This is a genomic window from Gordonia sp. C13 (assembly GCF_023218005.1).
Classification (GTDB): Bacteria; Actinomycetota; Actinomycetes; order Mycobacteriales; family Mycobacteriaceae; genus Gordonia; species Gordonia namibiensis.
The window spans coordinates 1-22,062 of the sequence record NZ_JALPSY010000004.1 but is presented as its reverse complement, the minus strand read 5'-3'; the positions used below and the strand labels follow the sequence as shown (position 1 = coordinate 22,062).

21 protein-coding genes are annotated in these 22,062 nt (G+C 68.7%); 10 read left to right on the top strand and 11 right to left on the bottom strand.

Annotated features, from left to right (window positions below; translation table 11 throughout):
* Positions 1–32: 32 nt before the first annotated feature.
* From M1L58_RS05120 to M1L58_RS05105, 4 genes are all read right to left on the bottom strand, one after another.
* Positions 33–1,364, bottom strand: coding sequence for a condensation protein (locus tag M1L58_RS05120; protein WP_248658075.1), 1,332 nt, complete (start codon positions 1,362–1,364; stop codon positions 33–35).
* Complete coding sequence (locus tag M1L58_RS05115) at positions 1,361–2,890, bottom strand: acyltransferase (protein ID WP_282578363.1); 1,530 nt, start codon at positions 2,888–2,890, stop codon at positions 1,361–1,363. The genes M1L58_RS05120 and M1L58_RS05115 overlap by 4 nt, the downstream gene beginning before the upstream one ends.
* Complete coding sequence (locus M1L58_RS05110) at positions 2,890–4,380, bottom strand: condensation domain-containing protein (RefSeq protein WP_248658073.1); 1,491 nt, start codon at positions 4,378–4,380, stop codon at positions 2,890–2,892. Before M1L58_RS05110 ends, M1L58_RS05115 begins: the two co-directional genes overlap by 1 nt.
* A 167-nt stretch (positions 4,381–4,547) precedes the next feature.
* Entirely contained in the window at positions 4,548–5,450 is a 903-nt protein-coding gene (locus M1L58_RS05105) for an alpha/beta hydrolase (RefSeq protein WP_248658072.1), read from the bottom strand.
* 681 nt (positions 5,451–6,131) lie between these two features.
* Here M1L58_RS05105 and M1L58_RS05100 point away from each other — a divergent pair.
* Together M1L58_RS05100 and M1L58_RS05095 are read left to right on the top strand one after the other, a co-directional pair.
* A complete protein-coding gene (locus M1L58_RS05100) occupies positions 6,132–7,484 on the top strand; it encodes a hypothetical protein (RefSeq protein ID WP_248658071.1) in 1,353 nt (450 codons plus the stop codon).
* Positions 7,481–8,716: a nucleotide disphospho-sugar-binding domain-containing protein gene (locus M1L58_RS05095; protein ID WP_248658070.1), complete on the top strand. Its 1,236-nt coding sequence runs from the start codon at positions 7,481–7,483 to the stop codon at positions 8,714–8,716. Before M1L58_RS05100 ends, M1L58_RS05095 begins: the two co-directional genes overlap by 4 nt.
* Positions 8,717–8,740: 24 nt before the next feature.
* Here the strand turns inward: M1L58_RS05095 and ispF are convergent, their stop codons facing one another.
* The 3 genes from ispF to M1L58_RS05080 are packed head-to-tail and all read right to left on the bottom strand — an operon-like array spanning position 8,741 to position 10,451.
* The gene (ispF, locus tag M1L58_RS05090) at positions 8,741–9,205 is read right to left on the bottom strand and encodes a 2-C-methyl-D-erythritol 2,4-cyclodiphosphate synthase (protein WP_248658069.1); all 465 of its coding nucleotides are present in this window, start codon (positions 9,203–9,205) and stop codon (positions 8,741–8,743) included.
* Positions 9,202–9,933, bottom strand: coding sequence for a 2-C-methyl-D-erythritol 4-phosphate cytidylyltransferase (gene ispD / locus M1L58_RS05085; RefSeq protein ID WP_248658068.1), 732 nt, complete (start codon positions 9,931–9,933; stop codon positions 9,202–9,204). The genes ispF and ispD overlap by 4 nt, the downstream gene beginning before the upstream one ends.
* A 29-nt stretch (positions 9,934–9,962) precedes the next feature.
* The gene (locus tag M1L58_RS05080; RefSeq protein WP_006358497.1) at positions 9,963–10,451 is read right to left on the bottom strand and encodes a CarD family transcriptional regulator; all 489 of its coding nucleotides are present in this window, start codon (positions 10,449–10,451) and stop codon (positions 9,963–9,965) included.
* Positions 10,452–10,774: 323 nt separating this feature from the next.
* On the opposite strand from M1L58_RS05080, the gene M1L58_RS05075 reads away from it, so the two are divergent.
* Positions 10,775–11,485, top strand: coding sequence for a hypothetical protein (locus M1L58_RS05075; RefSeq protein WP_154883547.1), 711 nt, complete (start codon positions 10,775–10,777; stop codon positions 11,483–11,485).
* Positions 11,486–11,569: 84 nt separating this feature from the next.
* Positions 11,570–12,949 carry a DNA repair protein RadA gene (gene radA, locus M1L58_RS05070; RefSeq protein WP_248658067.1) on the top strand — a complete coding sequence of 460 codons (1,380 nt, stop codon included), beginning with the start codon at positions 11,570–11,572 and terminating at the stop codon, positions 12,947–12,949.
* 7 nt (positions 12,950–12,956) lie between these two features.
* Here the strand turns inward: radA and M1L58_RS05065 are convergent, their stop codons facing one another.
* Positions 12,957–13,487, bottom strand: coding sequence for a PaaI family thioesterase (locus M1L58_RS05065; RefSeq protein ID WP_006865341.1), 531 nt, complete (start codon positions 13,485–13,487; stop codon positions 12,957–12,959).
* Between the two features lie 104 nt (positions 13,488–13,591).
* Between M1L58_RS05065 and disA the strand changes: the two genes are divergently transcribed.
* On the top strand, positions 13,592–14,677 hold the full coding sequence (gene disA / locus M1L58_RS05060; RefSeq protein WP_006865342.1) for a DNA integrity scanning diadenylate cyclase DisA: 1,086 nt from the start codon (positions 13,592–13,594) through the stop codon (positions 14,675–14,677).
* A 44-nt stretch (positions 14,678–14,721) separates the two neighbouring features.
* Here disA and M1L58_RS05055 read toward each other — a convergent pair whose 3' ends face one another.
* Entirely contained in the window at positions 14,722–15,489 is a 768-nt protein-coding gene (locus M1L58_RS05055; RefSeq protein WP_248658066.1) for a hypothetical protein, read from the bottom strand.
* Positions 15,490–15,612: 123 nt separating this feature from the next.
* Positions 15,613–16,263 (bottom strand): carbonic anhydrase, encoded by a 651-nt coding sequence (locus M1L58_RS05050; protein WP_040535214.1) that lies wholly within the window; start codon positions 16,261–16,263, stop codon positions 15,613–15,615.
* On the opposite strand from M1L58_RS05050, the gene M1L58_RS05045 reads away from it, so the two are divergent.
* Both M1L58_RS05045 and M1L58_RS05040 read left to right on the top strand, forming a co-directional pair.
* Positions 16,262–17,155 (top strand): A/G-specific adenine glycosylase, encoded by an 894-nt coding sequence (locus tag M1L58_RS05045; protein ID WP_248658065.1) that lies wholly within the window; start codon positions 16,262–16,264, stop codon positions 17,153–17,155. The genes M1L58_RS05050 and M1L58_RS05045 overlap by 2 nt on opposite strands.
* A 166-nt stretch (positions 17,156–17,321) precedes the next feature.
* Entirely contained in the window at positions 17,322–18,308 is a 987-nt protein-coding gene (locus M1L58_RS05040; RefSeq protein ID WP_248658064.1) for a hypothetical protein, read from the top strand.
* Between the two features lie 50 nt (positions 18,309–18,358).
* Here the strand turns inward: M1L58_RS05040 and M1L58_RS05035 are convergent, their stop codons facing one another.
* A complete protein-coding gene (locus M1L58_RS05035) occupies positions 18,359–19,195 on the bottom strand; it encodes an alpha/beta fold hydrolase (RefSeq protein ID WP_248658063.1) in 837 nt (278 codons plus the stop codon).
* Between the two features lie 83 nt (positions 19,196–19,278).
* Here M1L58_RS05035 and M1L58_RS05030 point away from each other — a divergent pair, with 83 nt between their 5' ends.
* From M1L58_RS05030 to M1L58_RS05020, 3 genes are all read left to right on the top strand, one after another.
* The gene (locus M1L58_RS05030; protein ID WP_006865348.1) at positions 19,279–19,587 is read left to right on the top strand and encodes an antibiotic biosynthesis monooxygenase family protein; all 309 of its coding nucleotides are present in this window, start codon (positions 19,279–19,281) and stop codon (positions 19,585–19,587) included.
* Between the two features lie 52 nt (positions 19,588–19,639).
* Positions 19,640–20,275, top strand: coding sequence for an LON peptidase substrate-binding domain-containing protein (locus M1L58_RS05025; RefSeq protein ID WP_248658062.1), 636 nt, complete (start codon positions 19,640–19,642; stop codon positions 20,273–20,275).
* 136 nt (positions 20,276–20,411) lie between these two features.
* Positions 20,412–21,911 carry an aldehyde dehydrogenase gene (locus tag M1L58_RS05020; RefSeq protein ID WP_248658061.1) on the top strand — a complete coding sequence of 500 codons (1,500 nt, stop codon included), beginning with the start codon at positions 20,412–20,414 and terminating at the stop codon, positions 21,909–21,911.
* The last annotated feature ends 151 nt before the right edge of the window (positions 21,912–22,062 follow it).

Genomic DNA, 22,062 nt, shown 5'->3' with positions numbered 1-22,062 from the left:
CGGACGAGCCACGTTCGGAAGCCGAAATGTCATCAGCCCGCGTCGGCGGCGAGGACCGGGTCGATGACCGAGTCGACAAGCGCCTGCATCGTGTCGAGCGTGTCCCCGAGAACCGCGACGGCCCGTTCGGTGTGCGGATGGCGCACGCGGACATGGATGCCGTCACGATCACGCCAGAACCACCACTGCGCGGTGTCGGTCGGCTTCTGGCTCGAGATCTGGCGCACGTCGACGTCCCCGCGCGCCATGGGCAGCCGCGTGTAGTCGACGTAGGACATCATGAAGACGTCGCTGCGACCGGGTCGCAGTCGATCCCCGAAGGCCGCGTACACCGGCGTCAACCCGATCTCGGCCAACGGGAGCGCGGCCGAGAGTCGCCGGGTGTTCCGGTGCATGGCGGCGTACAGGTCGCCGGTCGCGCTGATCCGCAGCGGGGCGTTGCCCACCGACCAGCTCACGCAACCCGGTCCCGCCCCGGCACCGGTGGGCACCACGGTCGCGATCTCGTCGGGTCCGCCGGCCGCATTGACGGCCATCGCCGCACAGGTGAGGACGGCCGGATAGGTGCGGGCACCGCGACGGTGGACCGTCGAGCTGAAGGTCGCGGCGTCGTCGCCGGAGAGCAGCGTCCGGACCATCGTGTGCACGGGCAGGCTGTCGCCCACGGCGACGCCGAGGTCGAGCGGGAACTCGGGCACCGTCCAGCCGGTCGCGGCGAGGAACTGTCCCCAGGCGCCCAGGCGGGGATCGTCGGCGGTCACCGACGCCTCCCCCTCGGCGACGACACTCAGGGCTGCGAGCCCCGACTCCGCCGGCTCGAGTTCCCGTCCGGCGAGCAGTTCACAGATCTCGGTCGACACGACCGCCAGCGAGCGGGCGTCGACGTAGCAGTGGTCGAAGGCGCAGATGAGTGTCGTCCCGCCGGGGCGCGTGACCGCCGCCAGGAAATGCGGCATCGGTTCGAAGGGATTGCAGGTCGCGCCGATGGACTCGATGAGCTTCGCGGCGAACTCCTGCGAGGAGAGCCCCTCAGCGGTCTCGCGGTGCTCCTCCTTGACGTCGACGCCGGGGTGCACCAATCGGGTGACCCCGTCCTCGGCCTGTACGTAGTGACTGCGCAGCGCGTCATGGCGGGCGATGACCGTGGCGACCACCTCGCCGAGCACGTCGGCGTCGATCTGTTCGGGGAAGTCGAGGGTCAGCGCCATCCAGCCCGGCTGTCCCGAGGCGAGCGACGCCAGGTGGAATCGCTCGTTCTCCGACACCGGCGCGCTCGACCGCGCGGCGGCACCACCCGGCACTGCGCGCCAGCACACCAGTTCACCCGGCTCGACCTCCCACGATTCGGAACTCGAGAGCTTCATCGCACACTCCTTGTCGATCGGCGGGTGTCGGGGGTCGGGGTGTCGGGGGTCGGTTCGGGCGCGGGGGCGCTTGCGGCGTAGTCGGTCACGATCGACTCGATCCGCTCGATCAGGCCGAGTATCGAGTTGCGCGCCACCGCGTTGTCGGGCACATGCGAGCGCACGACGAGTCCGGCCTCGGAGCGCGTGAACCACAGATTGGCGTTGCGGGTCGGGCCGACTCCGCTGGAGGTCTGCATCGTCGACAGATTCGGGTCGTCGCCGAGCCCGAGGCGGCGAACATCGGTGTAGGAAACCATGTAGGGACTGCCGTCGAGTCCCTTGAAGACCCCTTCGCCGGCCAGGAGCCCGAGGACGCCGTGCGCCGGCACCGACGCGGCCCGGCGCGCGGCGCGCACACTCTCGGTCGCGATGCGGACGAGTTCGTCGAACGAGGTGTCCGACCCCTGCGGAGAGTCCACGATGACCGGTGCGAAGTTGCACAGCCAGCCCTGTGTCCGCTCATGTCCGGCGCCTCGGCTGGCGAGCACAGTGGATACGAAGAACCTTGTCTCACCGCTGGATTCACGGTGATGCGTGGCCAGAGCGGCGTAGAGGAGACCGGCGAAACCGCCGGCGGTCTCGGCCAGCCGGGTGTCGCAGTGCGCCAACTGCTCGGGGGTCAGCAGCCAGTGCTCGATCGCGACCGCCGGCTGCGGCGCGCCGTCGGTCAGTCCCAGTTCGAGCGGACACTGCGGGGGTCGGCCGTCGTTCGCGGACAGCGCATCCCGCCAGAGGGCCACCCGCTCGTCGTCCGAGGTGAGGGCCGTCGCTGCGGCCCGCTCGGCGGTGATCGAGTCGCCGAAGGCGCCGGCGGGGCCGAGTCCGGCGGGTACGCCGGCACTCCGCTCTCGGTACAGCGCGCAGATCTCGGACAGCGCGAGCGCCGACGAGTAGCCGTCGCCGTGGGCGTGGTCGGTGGCGAAGAAGAACGTGAAGGCGTCGGCCGCGGGGTTCGGATCGACCGCGGCGGCGCACCAGGTGCCCGGGATCAGCTCTGCACGAGCCGTTTCCGATGCGCGGCGACCAACCCACAAGTCCAGATCAGCATCCTCGACGACCAGAGCCTCCCCGGCACGCTCGGCGACGCGGAACTCGAATGCCTCCGGCGGCGCCACCCATCGTTCGGGACCCGAGTCACCACTGCGATAGTGGGCGCGCTGCTCCTCGTGTCGCCGGACGAACGCGGTGAGGGCGCCGCTCATCGCATCCTCGTCGAGGGGGCCGTCTAAGCGCGCGGCGGCGAGCAGGAAGCCATGGTGCGGCTGACCGCCGGATCGCTTGTCCGCCATGGTCGCCAGGTGGTCGGACTGCAGGAACGACACCCCGTCACCCCACCGTCGTGCCGCCCGGGCGACGCCTCCCGGGTCGCCGAGCTCCCATTCGACGATCCGCCCACCACGCAGATGGGGTCGGAGGCGAACGGTGAGCGACCCGGGGACACCGAACCCGGGTGACACTCGAGAGGATTGCAGGGTGACCGACATCAGCGGTCCGCTACGACCGGCGACCCTCCGGCAACCAATTCCGCCGTGCGGTAAGTGTATTCGCAGTCACCGTCGGTGACGATCTGTGCGAGGATCGCGCCGAACACGGACAGGAAGGTCTCGACCGCGGGCGCATCCTCGGCGGGGAAACGCGCGGACACATTGACACCGGTGGGGATTCGGTTGATCCAGAAGTAGACCTCGTCGGCGTCGCGGGTCGCGCTGCGCAGCACGCGCGCCGCGCGTGGTTCCCACTCGGCCGCCCCCTCGGCGTGACGAAGGTCGATGTAGGACACCACGAATCCCGGTGGCGTGACGTCCCCGCCGATGAGTTCGGCGACCGGCGCGAACGGGGCACCTCCCACGTCCTTGTACTGGGCCGAGGTGGCCGCGACCGCGGTCAGCGCGTCGGTGAACCTCAGCGGCCGGCCCGGGCGCACGGCCACCGGGATGATGCCGACGAACCAACCCACGGCCTCACCCCACTCGATCGAGTTGCGGGTGTGGACGGGACTGATGAAACGCAGATCCGCGGAACCGGTCAGAGCCGCCGACGTCATCGACAGCGCGGTGTAGATGCCCGCGGTCATCGACGAGCCGGCTGCCTTGCAGATCGCGTCGAACCGCTTGGTCTCGGCGGGATCGAGCAGCCAGTGCGACAGCGTCGTCTGGAAACCCTCGTCCGGGACCCGCTGCGCGGTGATCGTCCGCGGCGCGTCGTCCGGAACGGCGAACTGCGGGAAGCGCGGGATGGGCTCCGGCTGAACGGCGGTGGTGGTGTCGTCGAAGAAGGCGCGCCACTGGCTGACCGCGGCGTTGTTGGCGTCGATCTGTTCGCCGAGGCGGCGCTCGGCGTCGCTGAAGTCCAGGTAGCTGCCGAACGCGGCGAGGCCGTGCGGATCGCCGGTGAGCTCGGCGAGGTACAGCGCGGTCAGCTCGCGGATCGCGAACACCTGGGTGTAGGCGTCCATCACCGTGTGGTCGGCGGCGAACACGACGAGGAAGCCCTCGTCGTCGCCGGGCGTCTCGACCGTCACCGCGATGCAGTGCGGCCACGCCAGCGGGGTGACGGTGGTGTTGAAGTACTCGGTGACGAGTTCGGAGACCTCGGCGGGTTCCAGATCGGCTCCGAAGGCCCGCTCGCGCACCGCGACCGCGTCGGCGGCGACGGTGATGCGGGTCAGGTCGCCCTGCGGGTGTCCGGCGTCGTGGACACGGACCGAGGTCCGGAACGCCTCGTGCCGGCGGTACCACGCGACGAGCGTGCGCGAGAACGCTTCTCGCTCGAGCGGACGCTGGATGCGGAACGCGGTCCCGATCCACTGGCTGTACCAGTCGTCGCTCTCACGAACCGCACGTCGGGCGTGTTCGAGATGCATGTACGACAGCTGCCGTGAGTCGGTCTGCCATTCCGATGCCTCGACCGCCGGCTCCCACGCGGTCACCGTGCCGCCGGGCATCGCATAATCATTCAGTTCGGTGTATTCCATCGAAACCCCCAGTGCTGAGACACATGTCGGCCCCCGATTGATGGTCTTTGGGCCCCTCCCCTGAGGCCTCGGCGCTGCGTTGCGCTAGCGGTGTTGTCGATCGAAATCGACCCGGGCACGCGTCCTCGACGCTGAGAACTGCTGTGCCCCCGGTTGTCTCGCCATGGTCACAACCCCAGTCCGCGTCGGAGCGTGGGCCACGACTCCCGCTGTTGGTCGACCCAGTACGGCCACGAATGCGTGCCCGGGTCGACGTAGCGGATGGTGGCCGGGACACCGGCAGCCGCGAGTCTGGACTGCAGCTGCTGGGTGCACCACATCGAGCCGACCTCGATCACGCCGCCGACGATCTGTCGGTCCGTGGGATTCTCGTTGCCCGGGTAGCCCGGGGCATCGTACTTTCCGGAGCGACCCGTCCCGGTGGAGACGTAGACAGCGGAGCCGCGGAGGTTCCCCGCCTGGGCGAGCACATCGTGCGCAGCCCAATCCGGGTCGTTCGGCGCGCCCCACATGTTGTTGGCGTCACCGCCGAACGCGGCGACGATGCCTCGAGGGTAGGCCTGGCCGGCCGGTCCCGTCGTGGTGAAGCATCCGCTGTACGCGGCCACCGCATCGTAGAAGCCCGGATTACGGGCGGCCAGAACGAGCGCCGCACCGGCACCCATCGAGAGTCCCGCGACGCCTCGCTTACCGTTGCCGGAGAACTGCGTGTCGATCAGCGGCGGCAGTTCCCGGGTCAGGAACGTCTCCCACTTGTAGCGGCCGAGCTTCGGATCGTCACGCTGCCAGTCCGTGTAGAAGCTGCCGTCGCCCGCGATGGGCATGACCACGTTGACGTTCTTGTCGGCATAGAAACCACCGAGGTCCGTCTTCAGCTTCCAGACGCTGTTGTTCGGATCCTGTTCGTTGAGGCCGCCCAACAGATACAGGGACGGCCGCGGGCCGCTGTCGGCGCGCGGGGTCAGGACCTGGACCTTGATGGTCTTGTCCATGGACGCGGAGTGCACGTACACGGCATGCAGATTCGGCCCCTCGGGCACCACTCGCTCGATGACCGATCCGCCCGGCATCGCGCTCGCGCTACCAGCCGACACGGTCCCGGCAAGACCTGAGAGTGCGATCGCGGCACACACCACGGTCGCGAGCACACCCCTGGCACGCGTTCCGACACGGCGATACGTGTTCCGGCGGGCAGCACCCGTCATATCGTCGTGTCCTCCGAATTTCGAGATTGGCAGTCAACTGACCAGATCCGCCGGTCTCCCGGATAGCCGGGGCCGGTCCACATTGGTCACGACAGTAACCCGAATTCATCCGATTGGATAGTTCGGCGTACGAATTGCGCATCAGCAAGGCAACCCTTAAAGATCCATGATATTGGCGGTTTCGGGCGTCCCGAGCCACGCTCCGGCCCCATCGCCCGAGTCGCCGGCCACCACCGGCCGCTCGGGTATGGTTTGCACGTCTCGACGCGACCGAACCCGGTTCGCGGCGACCGCGATCGATCACGATCACCGAATCCGCAGCTTGCACACGCTCGTCCGTCCGAGCCGCCGCCGGCACCCAGCCCGCACCGGTCCGGCGGTCCAGCCAGATCGGACCGGCGACCCGCACCCACAGATGACCTTCCGGGAGGACCTCACAATGGAATTCCTATGTGACACAGGGCACATCACCACGGGCTCCGGCCGCGGTCCCACCTCCTCGAGGTGTGTGCAAAGAATCACTCTCGACGAACGGCAGGTGCGGTCATGAACTTCGGGTCCCTGGTCGGACACTCGCCCGGTGTGTCCGAGTCGGCCGTCGATCGGCTCACCGCCGACGACGATCTCTTCGTCCGCATGGATGTGATCCTCGGCCTCCCCGTCGTGAACCAGACGCTGTGGCGCTTCCCCGGCACGGTCGACGTCGACGCCTTCGCCTCGCTGGCGGACAAGCTGCGGCGCGGTCGCCTGAGTCGGCTCGTCGCCACCCACCGGGGTCCGGGGCGCGCCCATTGGCGGTACACCCCCGACGCGGGTCACTTCTCCGTACAGACCGAGCCGGTCCCGGTCGGCGAGGAAGAGCGGTGGGGACGGGCCCAAGCCGACGCCGACCTCGACATCGAGAACGGCCCGGCGTGGCGGCTCGTCGTCGCACGGACCGCTGACGACGCCGCGGTGCTCGTGTCCCTGGTCATCTCCCATGTCATCGCCGACGGCGGGACGGGCGCGGTCGCGGTCCTCGAAGCCGTCCACGGGCTGGACTACACGCCCGGCACCGCCCCGGGCCCGGTGTCGAATGTCGTCGACGCCGCCGACCTCCTCTGGACCGCGGGTAAGACCGCGATCCGGATGGCGCGGGCCAGTAGGTCCGGACCGCCCGCCTCGCCCGCGCGGGTGACCGGCCGGCCCGCACCGGACACCGACGTCGCCGCCGCCGAGATCGCACCGAACGTGACCATCCTGATCCCGGTCGCCGACTTCAGGTCCGCGGCCGAATCTCGGGGCGGCACCGACAACAGCCTGTTCGCGGCACTCATGGTGGGTGTACTGGAGCGGTGCGGCCGGGTCTCGCCCGGCGACATCGTCCCGGTGTCGCTGCCCGTCTCGTCGCGCACGCCCGACGACCGCCGCGCCAACGCGACGTCGGGCGCCACCGCTTTCGTCGCGGTCTCCGCCGACCGCTACGAGGATCTGTCCGCCGTCCGGTCGGCATGCAAGGACGCTTACAACCGGTTGGCCGCCAACTCGGGCAAGGTGGCCCAGCGGGCAGTCGTGTTGCAGGCGCTGAACGCATCCCTGACCCGACGCCTGGCCGCCAACGTCACCACGCCGCTGTGCCTCGCCTCCAATGTCGGACCGGTGCCCGCCGAGTTCGCGACCCTCGGCACCGGCGAACCCGCCGCACTTTCCATCCGAGCCGTCACCGCGACCGACGACCCCCGCAATCTGCGTGACCGCAAGGGCGGGATCAGCGGCTGGCTCGCACTCGGCGCCGACGACGTCATGTTCAGCGTGAGTTCGCTGGACCCGGTGCGCATCCCCGACGCGGCCACCCTGCGAGACCTGGTCACCGCCGAACTCGAAGCGTGGGGCCTGCACGGGAACGACTGGGGCGCATGAGGATCGCGTTCACCGTCCACGGCAGCCGGGGAGACATCCAGCCCGCGGTGGCGATCGGCACCGAACTCGCGCGGCGCGGCCACGAGGTCCGGCTCGCCGTGCCCGAGGATCTCGTCGAACTGACCGCGGCATCCGGGTTGCCCACGCAGATGCTGGCTCCGTCGACGGCGGAGCTGCTGGCCAGTCCGCTGGTCAAGGAGCGCCTGAAGTCCAAGAACCCGCGCGTACGACTCAAGGCGTTGGGGGAGGTCGCCGGCCACGGTCGCGCGACCTCCGAGCGGGTCATGGCCGACCTCGCCGACGTCTCCGATCTGCTCGTGACCGGCCCACTGGCGCAGGACCGGGCCGACGCCATCGCACAGAGTCGTGGCATCGGATTCGTTCCGCTGCACTACTGTCCGCTGCGCCCGAACGCCAGCCTCGACGTCCGCTACCGCGAGTACCCACGTCCGGTCTCGCGCGCGATGTGGCACCTCGCCGACCAGACCTACTGGCTGACGCTGCGTGGTGCCGACCGGCGGCTGCGCACCGAACTCGGCCTCCCATCGGTGAAAGGCCCTCTGGGAAGCCGACTTCGGAAGCGGGGGGTCCCCGAGATCCAGGCCTACGACGCCGCCCTGTTCCCCGGTCTCGAGAACGACTGGGGTCCGCAGCGACCACTCGTGGGATTCCTGTTGCCGGACAAGGACACTCGTGCCGCACTGTCGAACGGCGACGACGCGACCTCCCGTGCGGTCGAATGGGCGGCCACCGACGAGGCGCCCGTCTACGTCGGCTTCGGCAGCATGAAGATCACCGCCGAGCAGATCGGCGGCATCGTGAGCTCGCTTCTCGACCGCGGCCTGCGGGTCATCGGACACACCGATCACGAACTCCCCCAGCATGATCGGCTCCTACACCTCACCCAGCTGGTCGACCACGAGGCCCTGCTCCCACAATGCCGCGGCGCCGTTCACCACGGCGGCGCCGGCACCACGGCAGCGGCGACCCGCGCGGGCATCCCGTCGGTGATCGCCTGGCTCAGTGCGGATCAACCGATGTGGGCCGCGGCGCTTCGACGCAAGGGCGCCGGTTCCGGCAACAAGCTGGCTCGGTTCGGGCCGACCGATCTCGATCCGCTCACCGATCCGGCGGTGGCGGCCGCGGCCGCACGCCTGGGTACGGAACTCAGTCCGCCGGCCCAGGCCGTCGACCGTGCCTGCGACATCCTGCTGGCCGCTGCCTCGCGCTGAGGCGGGGCGTCGTCGAACGGCGCCTCAGGCGTCGTCGAGCAGGGCGGTGGCGACCGCCGCGATCCCCTCGCCGCGTCCGGTCATGCCCAGACCGTCGGTGGTGGTCGCCGACACGGAGACGGGCCCGCCGACCGCCGCCGACAGCACGTCCTGGGCCTCGGCACGACGGGGTCCGATCTTGGGTCGGTTACCGATGACCTGCACGGCCGCGTTCACGACGCGGAGTCCCTCGGCGGCGATCAGCTCGGCCACATGGGTGAGCATCGCGACACCGGAGACGCCTTCCCATTCGGGTCGCCCGGTGCCGAACACCGAGCCGACGTCGCCGAGACCGGCGGCCGAGAGCACCGCATCGCACAGGGCGTGTGCGCCGACGTCACCGTCGGAGTGACCCTCGCAGCCGGGCTCGTCGGGAAAGTGCAGGCCGACCATCCAGCAATCCGCTGACGGGTCGATGCGATGCGCGTCGGTGCCGATCCCGACCCTCATGACCGGGCCTCGACTGACCGGGCCTCGGCGTCGGCCGCGGATTCACGGACGACGTCGCGGATGATGCGCAGGTCCCACGGTGTGGTGATCTTCATGGCGAGAGGGTCTCCCGGGACGATGTGGACGGGGATTCCGCAGCGTTCGGCGAGGCCGGCGTCGTCGGTTGCGAGACCGGAATCGTCGGAATGCGCGCGCAGCAGGGCGTCGCGGGTGAAGCCCTGCGGGGTCTGTACCGCGCGGAGTTCTTCGCGGTCGACGGTGCGGGCGACGAGTTCAAGTCCGCTGGCATCCGAAGTCACCTGCTTGAGGGTGTCGACGACCGGCACACCGGGGACCACGGCAGGGTGGCCGGCGGCGACCGCCTCGACCACGCTCGTGAACACGTGAGCGGGCGTCAGGGGTCGTGCCGCATCGTGCACGAGCAGGATCCGGGCGGTGCCGGCCGCGGCGATTCCGGCACGCACCGAATCCGATCGGTGAGCACCGCCGGACACGACGACGACCCCGGGGAGCAGCTCTCGAGCGTGCTCCACGAGGTCGGCCGGCACCACGACGACGATCGAAGCCCCGAGCGAATCGGGGATGTTGTCGACGCAGCGCTCGATGATCGTTGCGCCACCGAGGTCGACGAACGCCTTCGGAACCGGCTCGCCGAGTCGGGTTCCCGACCCGGCGGCCGGGATGATGACGCAGACTTCTGCGCCGGAATCCTCCGGCGAAGTGGTCAATGTTCTACCTGATCAGGTACGAACCGATGTCAGGAAGCGGCCGCGAGGACCTCGTCCAGGATGATGGTGGCCTTCTCGTCATCGGTGTTCTGCGCGAGCGACAGTTCGTCCACGAGGACCCGGCGGGCCCGGGTCAGCATGCGCTTCTCTCCGGCCGAGAGTCCACGATCCTGCTCGCGACGCCAGAGGTCGCGCACGATCTCGGCGACCTTGATGATGTCGCCGGAGATGAGCTTCTCCTGGTTTGCCTTGAATCGCCGCGCCCAGTTGGTCGGCTCTTCGGTGTGCGGGGCCCGCAGCACCTGGAATACCTGGTCGAGACCCTCTTGCCCGACCACGTCGCGGACGCCCACGTATTCCAACTTCGTCGAGGGAATCTGAACGGTCATGTCACCGTCGGCAACCTTGAGAACAAGGTATTCGATCTGCTCACCCTTGATGGTCCGGGTAACGATGTCTTCGACCCGAGCAGCACCGTGATGGGGGTAAACGACGGTGTCGCCAACTTTGAAATTCAATGTTCCTTGCCCCTTTCGAGTGAACCCAGTCTAGCACGGGCGTTCCGAGGGCCCCACCCAACGGTGCAGGTCAACGCGGTGAACCGGTTCCAGTGCTGCCTCTTCCGAGGTGACGGGGGGTGCCGTAGCAGCGTGTTCGGCGTCACGCAACACCACTCGGACGAGGCCCTCCGAGGCCCCTCCACCGATGCCCGGAACATGCCCTCGCAGACACGAATCGGGCACCCGGGCGGACTTTTCCGGACGGCGCCCACTACGCTGCGTAGTGCAGGGTTTCGCGCGCTGCAATTCGACTTCGTTTGACCTGGGAGGATCGGGTGTCAGTGCTTCCACTATCCGCACGGCGGTCGGCGGTTCGGCCATCTCGTCTGGCCACCGCAGCAGCCACGATCGGCATCGCCGTTGCCCTGGGCACCACCGGTTGCGGTGCGGGGCAGATCTCGCAGACCGCCAACCAGCTGCCCGCGGTCAACGGCGCCAACGTCAACATCGACGCGCTGCAGCTGCGGGACGTGCAGATCCTCTACCCGGAGAAGGACGCACCGACCGTCTTCGGCAACGGCGGCCCCTTCGAGCTCGCGTTCGTCGTCGCCAACGCCGACCAGACCGCCTACTACCGGCTGAAGGAGATCAAGCCCGAGAAGGGTTCGGTCGAGTTCGTCGAGGGCAGTGACTCCGCGGCTCGCGTCATCGCGCCGGGGCAGGCCCTCAGCAGCGGTACGCCCGTCGGTTCCGTCCGCGACAGCGAGAAGACGGTCACCGCCGAACTGACCGGCGCGGGCGACACCGTCGCCGCCGGTCTGACCACCGATTTGACCTTCGTCTTCGAGAAGCGCGAGGGCAACGGCTCGTGGGTCCCGGCCGGTGAGACCACCGTGCAGACCCCGGTCGACGCCGGTGCCGATCTCGAGCGTCAGGACGTCGCCCGCAACGCGGAGCCGACGTTCTACAACCAGCACCACGGCGAGGGCGACCACGGCGAGTCCGAGGGCGGCGCCTCCGAAGCCGGACACGAAGAGGGCGGCGGGCACTGACCCCTCCCTTCGAGACACGCAGACGAGGCCCGGCAACCGCCGGGCCTCGTCTGTTCTGTCAGTACACCCGCATAGGCTGACCGGGTGGCAAAACCCAAATCGTCGTATCGCTGCACCGGATGCGGCCATCAGGTCGCCAAATGGGTCGGACGCTGCCCCGAATGCGGTGAATGGGGATCGATCGACGAGGTCGCCGGCACACCCACGTCCTCCCGGACCACCGCCGCGGTGGCACCGTCGAGCCCGGCCCTGCGTATCACGGAGGTCGACGCCGAGTCGTCGGCAGCGGTGCCGACGGGCATCGGCGAACTCGACCGTGTCCTCGGTCGCGGCGTCGTCCCGGGATCGGTCATCCTGCTCGCCGGTGAGCCCGGCGTCGGCAAGTCGACTCTGCTCCTCGAGACCGTCAAGCACTGGGCGGCCAAGGATCGCGTCGCGCTGTACATCACCGGCGAGGAATCGGCCGGCCAGGTACGCATGCGCGCCGAACGCACCGGCGCGGTGCACCCCAACGTCTACCTGGCCGCAGAGACCGATCTCGCGACCATTCTCGGCCACGTCGACACCGTGCGGCCGTCACTGATGATCATCGACTCGGTGCAGACCGTGGTCGCGTCCGGCGCCGACGGTGTCACCGGCGGCGTGACCCAGATCCGCGCCGTCACCACCGCGCTGGTCTCGCTGGCCAAGAACCGGGGCATCGCGGTGATCCTGGTCGGCCACGTGACTAAGGAAGGCGCTGTCGCGGGCCCTCGCTCGCTCGAGCACCTCGTCGACGTCGTCCTCGCCTTCGAAGGCGACAAGCATTCCACGCTGCGGATGGTCCGGGGCGTGAAGAACCGTTTCGGCGCCGCCGACGAGGTGGGTTGTTTCGAACAGCGCGACGACGGCATCCACCAGGTACCCGACCCGTCGGGAATCTTCTTGCACCAACGGAATTCGGATGTCAGCGGCAGCGTCACGATGGTGACGATGGATGGCAAACGGGCGCTCGTCGGCGAGGTCCAGGCGCTGGCCAACGGGACCGAGATGTCCAACCCCCGTCGTGCCGTGTCCGGTCTCGACTTCAACCGGGTGGCGATGGTCCTCGCCGTCCTGCAGGCGCGCGCCGGCCGCAAGGAGCTGGGCAAGTCGGAGATCTACCTGTCGACGGTCGGCGGGATGCGCGTGACCGAACCCGCCGCCGACCTCGCCATCGCGCTCTCGGTCTATTCGACCCTCACCCAGCGGCCGGTCCCCCAGTCGACCGTCGTCATCGGCGAGGTCGGGCTCGGCGGCGAGATCCGTCGGGTCTCGGCGGTCGCACGACGCCTGGCCGAGGCCAAGCGACTCGGCTTCCGCGAGGCGATCATCCCGGCGGCCACCGACGAGGAACTGCCGAAGGGGATTCGCATCCTCCGGGTCGCCGATCTCGACGACGCCGTCCACCTTCGCGACTCCGACCCGGTGGACGCGCCGTTCTGAGCCCGCGTCAGAGCTGCGGTTTGCCGCCCAGGTACTCCGCCGCCTTCGCGCTGTTCTCGATGTGGTCGGCGAAGTGCTCCCGGACGTCGATCTGGACGAACAATCCGTTCGCTCGGGCCACCGGGCGCTCCGGATCACCGAGGTGCGCAACACCTTCGACGTAGATCTTGCGGCGCTGCTTGCCCAGGATCTCGGCATGTAGGTGCAGCGTCCTGCCCACCGGGATGGGCTGCATGAAATCGACCTGGAGGTGCACGGTCACCGCCGCCGGGCCGATCAGCCGCGGCGTCATCCCCATGACGTCGTCGAACGCGCTGGACAGGATGCCGCCGTGGATCACGCCGGGCCCGCCCTCCATCCAGTGCTCGACGGGCATCTCCGCGTCGACGCTGAAACCCTCGCCCGCATAGATCTGGAGATGTAGGCCGTGTGGGGATTCCGGCCCGCAACCGAAGCACACCATGTTGTGCGGGCGCATGAGTTCGCCCGGCGCGGAGGTCTTCGGGTGGCGCTCCAGCACGTCGAGCTCCTCGGGCACCACAAAACTGCTGCTCTTCACATCCCGGTACCCTAGTCACCGTTGTGACGACCTGCTTCGACGGGCGTCGTCCGCCCGGGGATGTCCCGGGCCGAAGGGGAGACATGGTTGCCGAAGTGGTGAAGTCCGAGCTCACGCGTGAGACGTTGGCGCGCGTCGCGCCGGGCACCCCGCTGCGCGACGGCCTGGAGCGGATCCTGCGCGGCGGTACCGGCGCCCTGATCGTGCTCGGGCACGACTCCGACGTCGAGAAGATCTGCGACGGCGGTTTCCACCTCGACGTCGAGTTCGCCCCCACGCGGCTGCGCGAGCTCGCCAAGATGGACGGTGCGGTGGTCCTGTCCACCGACGGCAAGCGCATCGTGCGCGCCAACGTCCAGCTCGTGCCGGACCCGTCGATCCCCACCGAGGAATCGGGCACCCGGCACCGCAACGCCGAGCGGACCGCGATCCAGACCGGCCATCCGGTCATCTCGGTCAGTGCCTCGATGTCGATCGTCAGCGTCTACGTCGACGGCGCTCGTCGCGTCGTCGAGAGCCCCGACCCCATCCTTTCTCGCGCGAACGTCGCTCTGGCGACCCTGGAGCGCTACAAGGCGCGCCTGGACGAGGTCATCGCCGCACTGTCTCGGGCCGAGATCGAGGACTACGTGCTGCTGCGCGATGCCATGTCGACCGCACAGCGCATGGAGATGGTGCGCCGGGTGTCGGTGGAGATCGAGGAGTACGTCCTCGAACTGGGCACCAACGGCCGGCAGGTGAGCCTGCAGCTCGAGGAGCTCATCAGCGACAACGACACGATGCGTGAACTCCTCGTCCGCGACTACTACGCCAGCCCCGAACCGGCCACCGCCGAGGACGTGCGGCAGGCGCTCGAGGTGATCGAGGGACTCAGCGACGCCGACCTCCTCGACCTCACCCAACTCGCCGGCGCGTTCGGCTACCCGACGACGATCGACGCCCAGGACAACGCCATGAGTCCGCGCGGCTACCGCCTGCTCGCACGTATCTCACGTCTGCAGTTCGCGCACGTGGACCGCTTGGTCCGCAGCTTCGGCACCCTGCAGGCGCTGCTCGCCAGCACCTCCGCCGACCTGCAGGCGGTGGAGGGCATCGGCAGCATCTGGGCGCGGCACATCCGCGAGGGCCTGTCGCGGCTCGCGGAGACCAGCATCGAGCGATACGACTAGAGCCCCGACGAATCGGGGCTCCAAACGATCAGGTTCTACGGCGATCAGGGTTCCTGCGCCGGCGCGACCACGTTGAAGGTGATCGGGAACGACTCGCGCTCACCGATCTTGCCGATCGCCGAGTAGGAACCGGCAGGGACCTGGGTCCGCGGGCGCTCACAGCCGGGGCTGCTCGTGGTGCCCGACCAGGTGATCGTGTCCTTGACCTGCTGTGCGGGCTTGAGGACCACGTTGTTCACGGTGTCGATCGGCGAACAATCCCGCGCCGACCACAGCGTGCGCGACCCGTCGAGCGTCCGCACGATCACGTTCTGGGCGGCCTTGCCCACGTCGCGGGTGCAGTCGGACAAGCCGGCGTTCGTGGTGACGATCGTGAACACCGGCTGCTGACCGACCGTGTACGTCGGCTTGTCGGTGTAGAGGACCACCGAGATCGCCTGATCCGGGCACAGGTTGGGGCCTGCAGGGCCACCGGGCACGCCTGCGGGGCTTGCCGATTCCGGGGGTGACGCCGACGCGGACGCTCCACTCGGGGCTCCCGCACCGGCGGGAGCATTGCCGCCCGGACCACCACCTGCACCGGCGTTGCCGGCGGCGGGCGGCTCGGACGACGGGGGCGCCGATTCAGACAACGGCGCCGCACTGCTGGGAACCGACGAGGTCGCCGCGGTGTTCTGCGGCGCGTCCCCACCGGACGTCATCCAGACGATGAGAGCCACGACCAACCCCACCACGACCAGCGCGCCACCCCCGGCGACGACGCGTCGTCGCCAGTAGATCTCGGGTGGCAGCGGGCCCTGGGGTTCGATCACGCCCACAACGCTAACGGCCGGATCTTGACTTCCGGTTGATCACGTGCGGCGTGTCGCGACCGAAAAGCGGCCCCGAGCAGGCAAAGTCTAGAGTTCGCCTTCAGGCTCGGGGCCGGTTGCGGCTCAGGCGGTCTCGGCCTGTGCGGAACGCGACGGCTTCTCGCCGATGTCGCCGTAGACGGATTCCAGGTTGACCCGGCCATCGCTGAGCTTGTAGGTCAGGCCGACGATCGCGAGCTTCCCGGTGGCGATGCGGTCGGCGATGATGCGGCTGCGCTGCATCAGAAGACGACCGGTCTCCACGACGTGACGCGCCTCGAACTCGTCGACACGCGAGAGCCCCTCGCTGCGTCCGGCGAGGATGGACGGCGTCACACGCTCGACGACGTCGCGGATGTAGCCACCCGGGATCTGCAGGTCGTCGAGGGCGTCGAGGGTCGCCTTGACCGCGCCGCAGCTGTCATGGCCGAGAAGCACGATCAGCGGAACCTCGAGCACCTCGACGGCATACTCGAGCGAGCCGAGAACGGCCGAATCGATGACGTGGCCCGCGGTTCGGACGACGAACATGTCGCCGAGCCCCTGGTCGAAGATGATCTCGGCGGCCAGACGAGAGTCCGCGCAGCCGAACAGCACCACGTGGGGATGCTGCCCTCCGACGAGACGCTCGCGGTCCTCGATACCCTGACTGGGATGTTGGGACTCGCCAGTGACGAATCGGTCGTTGCCGTCGCGCAGAACGCGCCAGGCCTGACGTGGTGTCATTCCGATCATGATCAATAGTGTGCCACCAGGCGCTTTGCTCGGTTGGTTCGATACCCATGAACGCGACCTGCCCTGGCGGGATCCGTCGTGCACCGGGTGGCAGATCCTCATCAGCGAGATCATGCTCCAGCAGACTCCGGTGTCCCGGGTGCTGGAACCGTGGCGGGCGTGGGTCGAGCGCTGGCCGGTGCCGTCGGCGATGGCCGTCGAGTCCGCGGGCGAGGTCCTGCGCGCCTGGGGCAAACTCGGCTACCCACGCCGAGCCCTCCGTCTCCACGAATGCTCCAAGGTCCTCGCGCGCGACCACGACGACCGCGTACCCGAAGACGTCGCGACCATGCTGACCCTGCCCGGCATCGGCGACTACACCGCACGGGCGGTCGCCTGCTTCGCCTACGGCCAAGCGGTTCCCGTCGTCGACACCAACGTTCGTCGCGTCATCGCGCGGGCGGTGCACGGCCGGGAGCAGCCGGGCAACCCCTCGCGACGGGACCTCGACGACGCCGAGGTACTCCTCCCCCGCGCCGCCGACACCGGCTACGCGCCCGACGCGCCGAGGTTCTCCGCCGCCCTCATGGAATTGGGCGCACTGGTGTGCACGGCCCGAAACCCCAAGTGCGACAACTGCCCTCTCGTTGACTGCACCTGGGTACGACTCGGCCGCCCCGCACACACCGGCCCGCCGCGGAAGACCCAGAAGTTCGCCGGCACCGACCGCCAGGTCCGCGGCCTCCTTCTCGACGTACTGCGCGGCACCACCGGTTCGGTGGAACGGGCGAAGCTCGACGTGGTGTGGACGAGCGACACCGCCCAGCGCGACCGTGCCCTCGACTCACTGCTCGTCGACGGACTCGTGGAGATCACCACCGACGGGCGCTATTGTCTTGCGGGCGAGGGTTGAAGCCGTCGGACAACCAGCGTCACCGCAGGTCGCGGAATCTCTTGCACGTTCTGCGAGACAACTCGCCCACCGGGACACATAATTCGTGCCAAGGTCGATGACCAGTCATTTGATCGTTCGGGCATAGTCTCCCGCTGGACCCGGATCGTTGCTAATGTCCCGATCCATGAGTCAGCCGCCGTATCCTCCTGTCCCGCCGTCGGACCCGAATCAGCCGGGTGGACAACCCGGGCAGCAGCCGCCCCAGTACGGGCAGCAGCCACCGCCCCCGCCCCAGTACGGCCAACAGCCGCCGCAGTACGGGCAGCCCGACTACGGACAGCAGCCGCCGCAGTACGGCCAGCAGCCCGATTACGGCCAGCCGCAGTACGGACAGGCACCGCCTCCGCCGCCCCCGGGTGCACCGCAGTACGGCAGCGCGGGCGCGTACCCCGGCGCTCCCGGCGCCCCGGGCACCAAGGTCGATGTGGGCGAGGCGTTCTCCTGGGCCTTCAACAAGTTCAAGAACAATGTCGGCGCCATGATCCTGCCGGGCCTCGCGGTGTTCTTGCTCGGCGCTGCCCTCATCGCGGTGGGGTTCTCCGCAGTGGCGATCTTCGGTACCACCGAGCGGGTCGACTACGGGAACGGTTACTACTACGAGACGACGTCGCTGGGCTTCGGCGGCTCGGTCCTCTTCGGCCTCGTGTACCTCGTCTTCATCCTGGGCCTGCTCTACATCCAGGCGAGCATCATCTCGGGCGCGGTCCGCGTCGCGAACGGTGAGCCGGTGACCGCGAAGTCGTTCCTGACCCCGATCCGGTTCGGACCGGTCGTCGGCACCGCCATCCTCGTCGGCCTCATCACCGGAATCGGCTACGTACTCTGCATCATCCCGGGTCTCGTCGCGATGTTCTTCCTGATGTTCTCGGTGGTCGCGACCATCGACAAGGGGCTCTCGCCGATCAACGCGATGAAGACGTCGTTCGAGTTGACCAAGTCGAAGGTCGGCGACTCGCTGATCGCGCTGCTGGTCACCTACGCGATCAACCTCGTGGGTGTGCTCGTCTGCTACGTCGGACTGATCGTGGCAGCGCCGGTCGCCCAGCTGTTCCTGGTGCACTGCTGGCGTCGACTCAACGGCGCACCGATCGCACCCGCCGATCCCGCCTGATCTCGATCCATCCTTTCGGGGCGCGCACGAGACATCGTGTGCGCCCCGATCTATTTCTGCGAGCTGTCGAGTCCGGACAGAAACGCTTCCACCGCACCGCGATAGACGTGTGGCGCGTCGTCGTGGACGAGGTGCCCGGCCCCCTCGACGCGTAGATACTGCGCATGCTCGTTGACCTCGCACATGCGGCGCATCTGCCCGGGCGGCGTGACCGTGTACTCGGCTTCGATGGCCAGCGACGGCACCGCGACCTCTTCCCACTCCGACCAGAAGTCGCGGATACCCCACTCGTCGGCGATCGCGCCCCACAACGGAATCCGGCCGTGGAGCCGCCCGTCGTCGAACGCCTCGTAGAAGTACCGCCCGGCCACCGGACCGAACATCGCGACCGCCTCGTCGACGGACTCGAAACGCTCGGGCCAGGACTCGAACCAGGGCGTCCAGTTGGTGGTGGTCCGCCCGCGGAAGTCGGGTGCCATGTCCTCGAGTACGAGCGCCGCCACGAGTTCCGGATAGGCGGCGGCGGTGCACCAGGCGTGCAGTGCCCCCATCGAGTGCCCGACGAGGACTGCCGGTCCTCGGTCGATCCAGGTGAGGATCTCGGCGAGGTCGGCGACGAACCGTTCGGTGGCGAGTTCTGTTGCGCTGTCCGGCTCCTCGACGTCGACACCGGTGTGGAAGGCCGCGTCGTAGGTGAACACCCGGCCGTACCGGCGCAGCCACGGCACCTGTCGCCGCCACGTGCGCCCACGCCCCATCAACCCGTGCAGCAGGACGATCGGCCGTGTCGTCGTGCCCTCGTCGAGCAGGCCGCGGGCGTCGTCGACGATCGCCGGCCCCCCGTGGTCGCGGAACCCGATCTCGCCGATCGCGTGGGTGTCGAACATGGCCGAAACTGTATCCGCCCTAACGATCCTTCGGGGTCGGGCAACACCGTCACGACCGCACTCGCAACGCCTATGGTGGACGCATGGCTGTTGTGAAGATCAATGCAATCACCGTTCCCGAGGGCGCCGGACCCGAGCTGGAGAAGCGGTTCGCCAACCGCGCCCACTCGGTCGACGGCTCCAAGGGATTCCTCGGGTTCCAGCTGCTGCGTCCGGTCAAGGGCGACGACCGCTACTTCGTCGTGACGCAGTGGGAGTCCGAGGAGGACTTCCAGGCGTGGGCTTCCGGCCCGGCGAAGGAAGCGCACGCCGGGGAGCGGGCCAAGCCGGTTGCCTCGGGTGCCGATCTGCTCGAGTTCGAGGTCGTGCTCGACGCGCGGCCCAGGGCCTGACGGAGCAACCCTGAGCCCGTTCATCCCGGCCGGCGAGCAGCTCGTCTCGCCGATGTTCCCCCTCGGCACCGCCCTGCTGCCAGGTGGCGAGTTGCCGCTGCGAGTCTTCGAGCCGCGTTACCGGCAGATGGTCGGCGACCTCATGGAGGAGTCCGACGGAAGACCGGTCGTGCGTTTCGGGGTGGTGCTGATCGCCCGGGGTTCCGAGGTCGGGGGCGGCGAGGTCCGTTGCGACGCGGGCACGATGGTGCTCGCCGACGTCACCGACCGACTCCCGGATGGCCGGGCATTACTGGCCGGCACCGGCACCTCTCGATTCCGGGTCGTCGAATGGCTGCCCGACGATCCCTATCCCCGTGCCCGGGTCGAGGTACTCGCCGAACCGGAGCCCGCCGAGGCCGACCTCGAGCGGCTGCACTCGATCGACCAGCGGCTGCGCGTCGTCATGCGCCAGACCCTCGAGGCCGTCGGCAAGGACGTCGACACGATCTTCGCCGCCCTCGACATCATCGACGCCGATCCCCTGATGGCGGACGTGTCGCCGATCTACCGCTGGGCCAACCGACTCCAGGTCGAGCCGCATGATCAGCAACGCCTCCTCGAGGCCGCCGACCCGGCCGGACAGCTCGACGTGCTCGAGGATGTCATGGAAGGACTGGAGGCCCGAGCGGCCTTCGGCCGGGGCTGATTCACCGCCGCCCCTGGCGGCCAAGTTAGAACGTGTTCTAGTATTGCGTGTGCCGTAGTTCACACTTGCTCGCGTGCGGAGGAAAATTCCGCCCGCTGACCGGCAAGGACCCGTCCTCCTGAGGAGCACACGCGTAATGACCGAGACCGTGGAGTCCCACACCGCAACCGTCACCGGCGGCGGGGATCAACCCCAGTTGCTCATCGGCGGCCGATGGGTCGACCCCCATTCCAGTGAGATCCTCGAGGTCTTCTCCCCCGCCACCGGGGAACGTGTCGGTTCGGTGCCGCACGCCGACGCCACCGACGTCGACACCGCGGTCAAGGCCGCACGCGCCGCCTTCGACTCCGGAGTGTGGAGCTCGACGCCCCCGGCTCAGCGCGCCGACATCATCGCCAAGGTCGCCGACCTGATCGACGAGCGCGGCGACGAGATCACCGCACTGGTCTCGGCCGAGATGGGCGCGCCGCCGAGCGCCATCGCCACCCTGCAGCAGCTGCCCGGCACCGGCGTCCTGCGCGCCTACGCCAACGCCGCCCGCGACTACCAGTGGGAGGAGTACCGGACCGGCCTGTTCGGGACCACCCGCATCACTCGCGAGCCGGTCGGCGTCGTCGGCGCGATCTGCGCCTGGAACGTCCCGCTGTTCATCACCTGCAACAAGATGGGCGCCGCGCTCGCCGCAGGCTGCTCGGTGGTGCTCAAGCCTGCCCCGGAGACCCCGCTCACCGGTAACTACGTGGCTCAGCTGTTCATCGAGGCCGGCGTTCCCGCCGAGGCGATCTCGGTGGTCACCGGCGGTACCGAGACCGGCCAGGCCCTCGTCGCCCATCCCGACGTCGACAAGATCACCTTCACCGGGTCGACCGCCGCGGGCAAGGCCATCGGCGCCGCCTGCGCCGAGACCCTCAAGCGCTGCTCGCTCGAGCTGGGCGGCAAGTCGGCGGCCATCGTCCTCGACGACGTCGACATCGCCGCGAACGCCTTCATGCTGACGTTCCTCGGCCTGTTCAACACCGGCCAGGCCTGCGTCGCGCAGACCCGAATCCTGGTGCCGCGCAGCCGGCAGGACGAGATCGTCGCGGCGATGGTCGACGCGGCGAAGGCCATGAAGGTCGGCCTGCCGTCGGACCCCGAGGCCCAGCTCGGCCCGCTGATCACCGAGAAGCAGCGCCAGAAGGTCGAGGAGTACATCGAACTCGGCAAGAAGGCCGGTGCCACACCGGCTCTCGAGAGCGAACGCCCCGCCGGCCTCGACTCGGGTTACTTCCTCACCCCGACCATCTTCACCGGCGTCACCAACGACATGGCCATCGCCCAGGAGGAGATCTTCGGGCCCGTCCTGTCGGTCATCGCCTACGACGACGTCGACGAGGCCATCGCCATCGCCAACGACTCCAACTACGGACTCGCCGGCACGGTGTGGACCAACGACGTCGAACGCGGCATCGAGATCTCCACCAAGATCCGCACGGGCACCTTCGGGATCAACTGGTACGCAATCGATCCCGAGTCCCCCTTCGGCGGCTACAAGAATTCCGGCATCGGCCGCGAGAACGGCCGCGAAGGCCTGGAGTCCTTCCTCGAGCACAAGTCGACGATGCTGCCGATGGGCTACGAGGTCTCCAGCAACTAGACCCTCACCTCTCACAGGGGAAATCCGGGGCCGGACGCCAAGCGTCCGGCCCCGATTCCCTTGTGCGGAGGCTCACCGATGCCTGAGGTGCGAGGAGCGATAGCGACGAGCCACGAAGGCCTGGCGAGATGACGTCGCCGGCCCTTCGTGG

Coding starts and splice junctions, on each gene's coding strand:
- M1L58_RS05020 (WP_248658061.1), top strand. CDS start 20,412: ATGACCGAGACCGTGGAGTCCCACACCGCAACCGTCACCGGCGGCGGG.
- M1L58_RS05040 (WP_248658064.1), top strand. CDS start 17,322: ATGAGTCAGCCGCCGTATCCTCCTGTCCCGCCGTCGGACCCGAATCAG.
- M1L58_RS05115 (WP_282578363.1), bottom strand. CDS start 2,890: ATGTCGGTCACCCTGCAATCCTCTCGAGTGTCACCCGGGTTCGGTGTC.
- M1L58_RS05050 (WP_040535214.1), bottom strand. CDS start 16,263: ATGATCGGAATGACACCACGTCAGGCCTGGCGCGTTCTGCGCGACGGC.
- M1L58_RS05095 (WP_248658070.1), top strand. CDS start 7,481: ATGAGGATCGCGTTCACCGTCCACGGCAGCCGGGGAGACATCCAGCCC.
- M1L58_RS05025 (WP_248658062.1), top strand. CDS start 19,640: ATGTTCCCCCTCGGCACCGCCCTGCTGCCAGGTGGCGAGTTGCCGCTG.
- M1L58_RS05045 (WP_248658065.1), top strand. CDS start 16,262: ATGATCAATAGTGTGCCACCAGGCGCTTTGCTCGGTTGGTTCGATACC.
- M1L58_RS05110 (WP_248658073.1), bottom strand. CDS start 4,380: ATGGAATACACCGAACTGAATGATTATGCGATGCCCGGCGGCACGGTG.
- disA (WP_006865342.1), top strand. CDS start 13,592: ATGGTTGCCGAAGTGGTGAAGTCCGAGCTCACGCGTGAGACGTTGGCG.
- M1L58_RS05030 (WP_006865348.1), top strand. CDS start 19,279: ATGGCTGTTGTGAAGATCAATGCAATCACCGTTCCCGAGGGCGCCGGA.
- M1L58_RS05100 (WP_248658071.1), top strand. CDS start 6,132: ATGAACTTCGGGTCCCTGGTCGGACACTCGCCCGGTGTGTCCGAGTCG.
- M1L58_RS05035 (WP_248658063.1), bottom strand. CDS start 19,195: ATGTTCGACACCCACGCGATCGGCGAGATCGGGTTCCGCGACCACGGG.
- M1L58_RS05105 (WP_248658072.1), bottom strand. CDS start 5,450: ATGCCGGGCGGATCGGTCATCGAGCGAGTGGTGCCCGAGGGGCCGAAT.
- M1L58_RS05120 (WP_248658075.1), bottom strand. CDS start 1,364: ATGAAGCTCTCGAGTTCCGAATCGTGGGAGGTCGAGCCGGGTGAACTG.
- ispF (WP_248658069.1), bottom strand. CDS start 9,205: ATGAGGGTCGGGATCGGCACCGACGCGCATCGCATCGACCCGTCAGCG.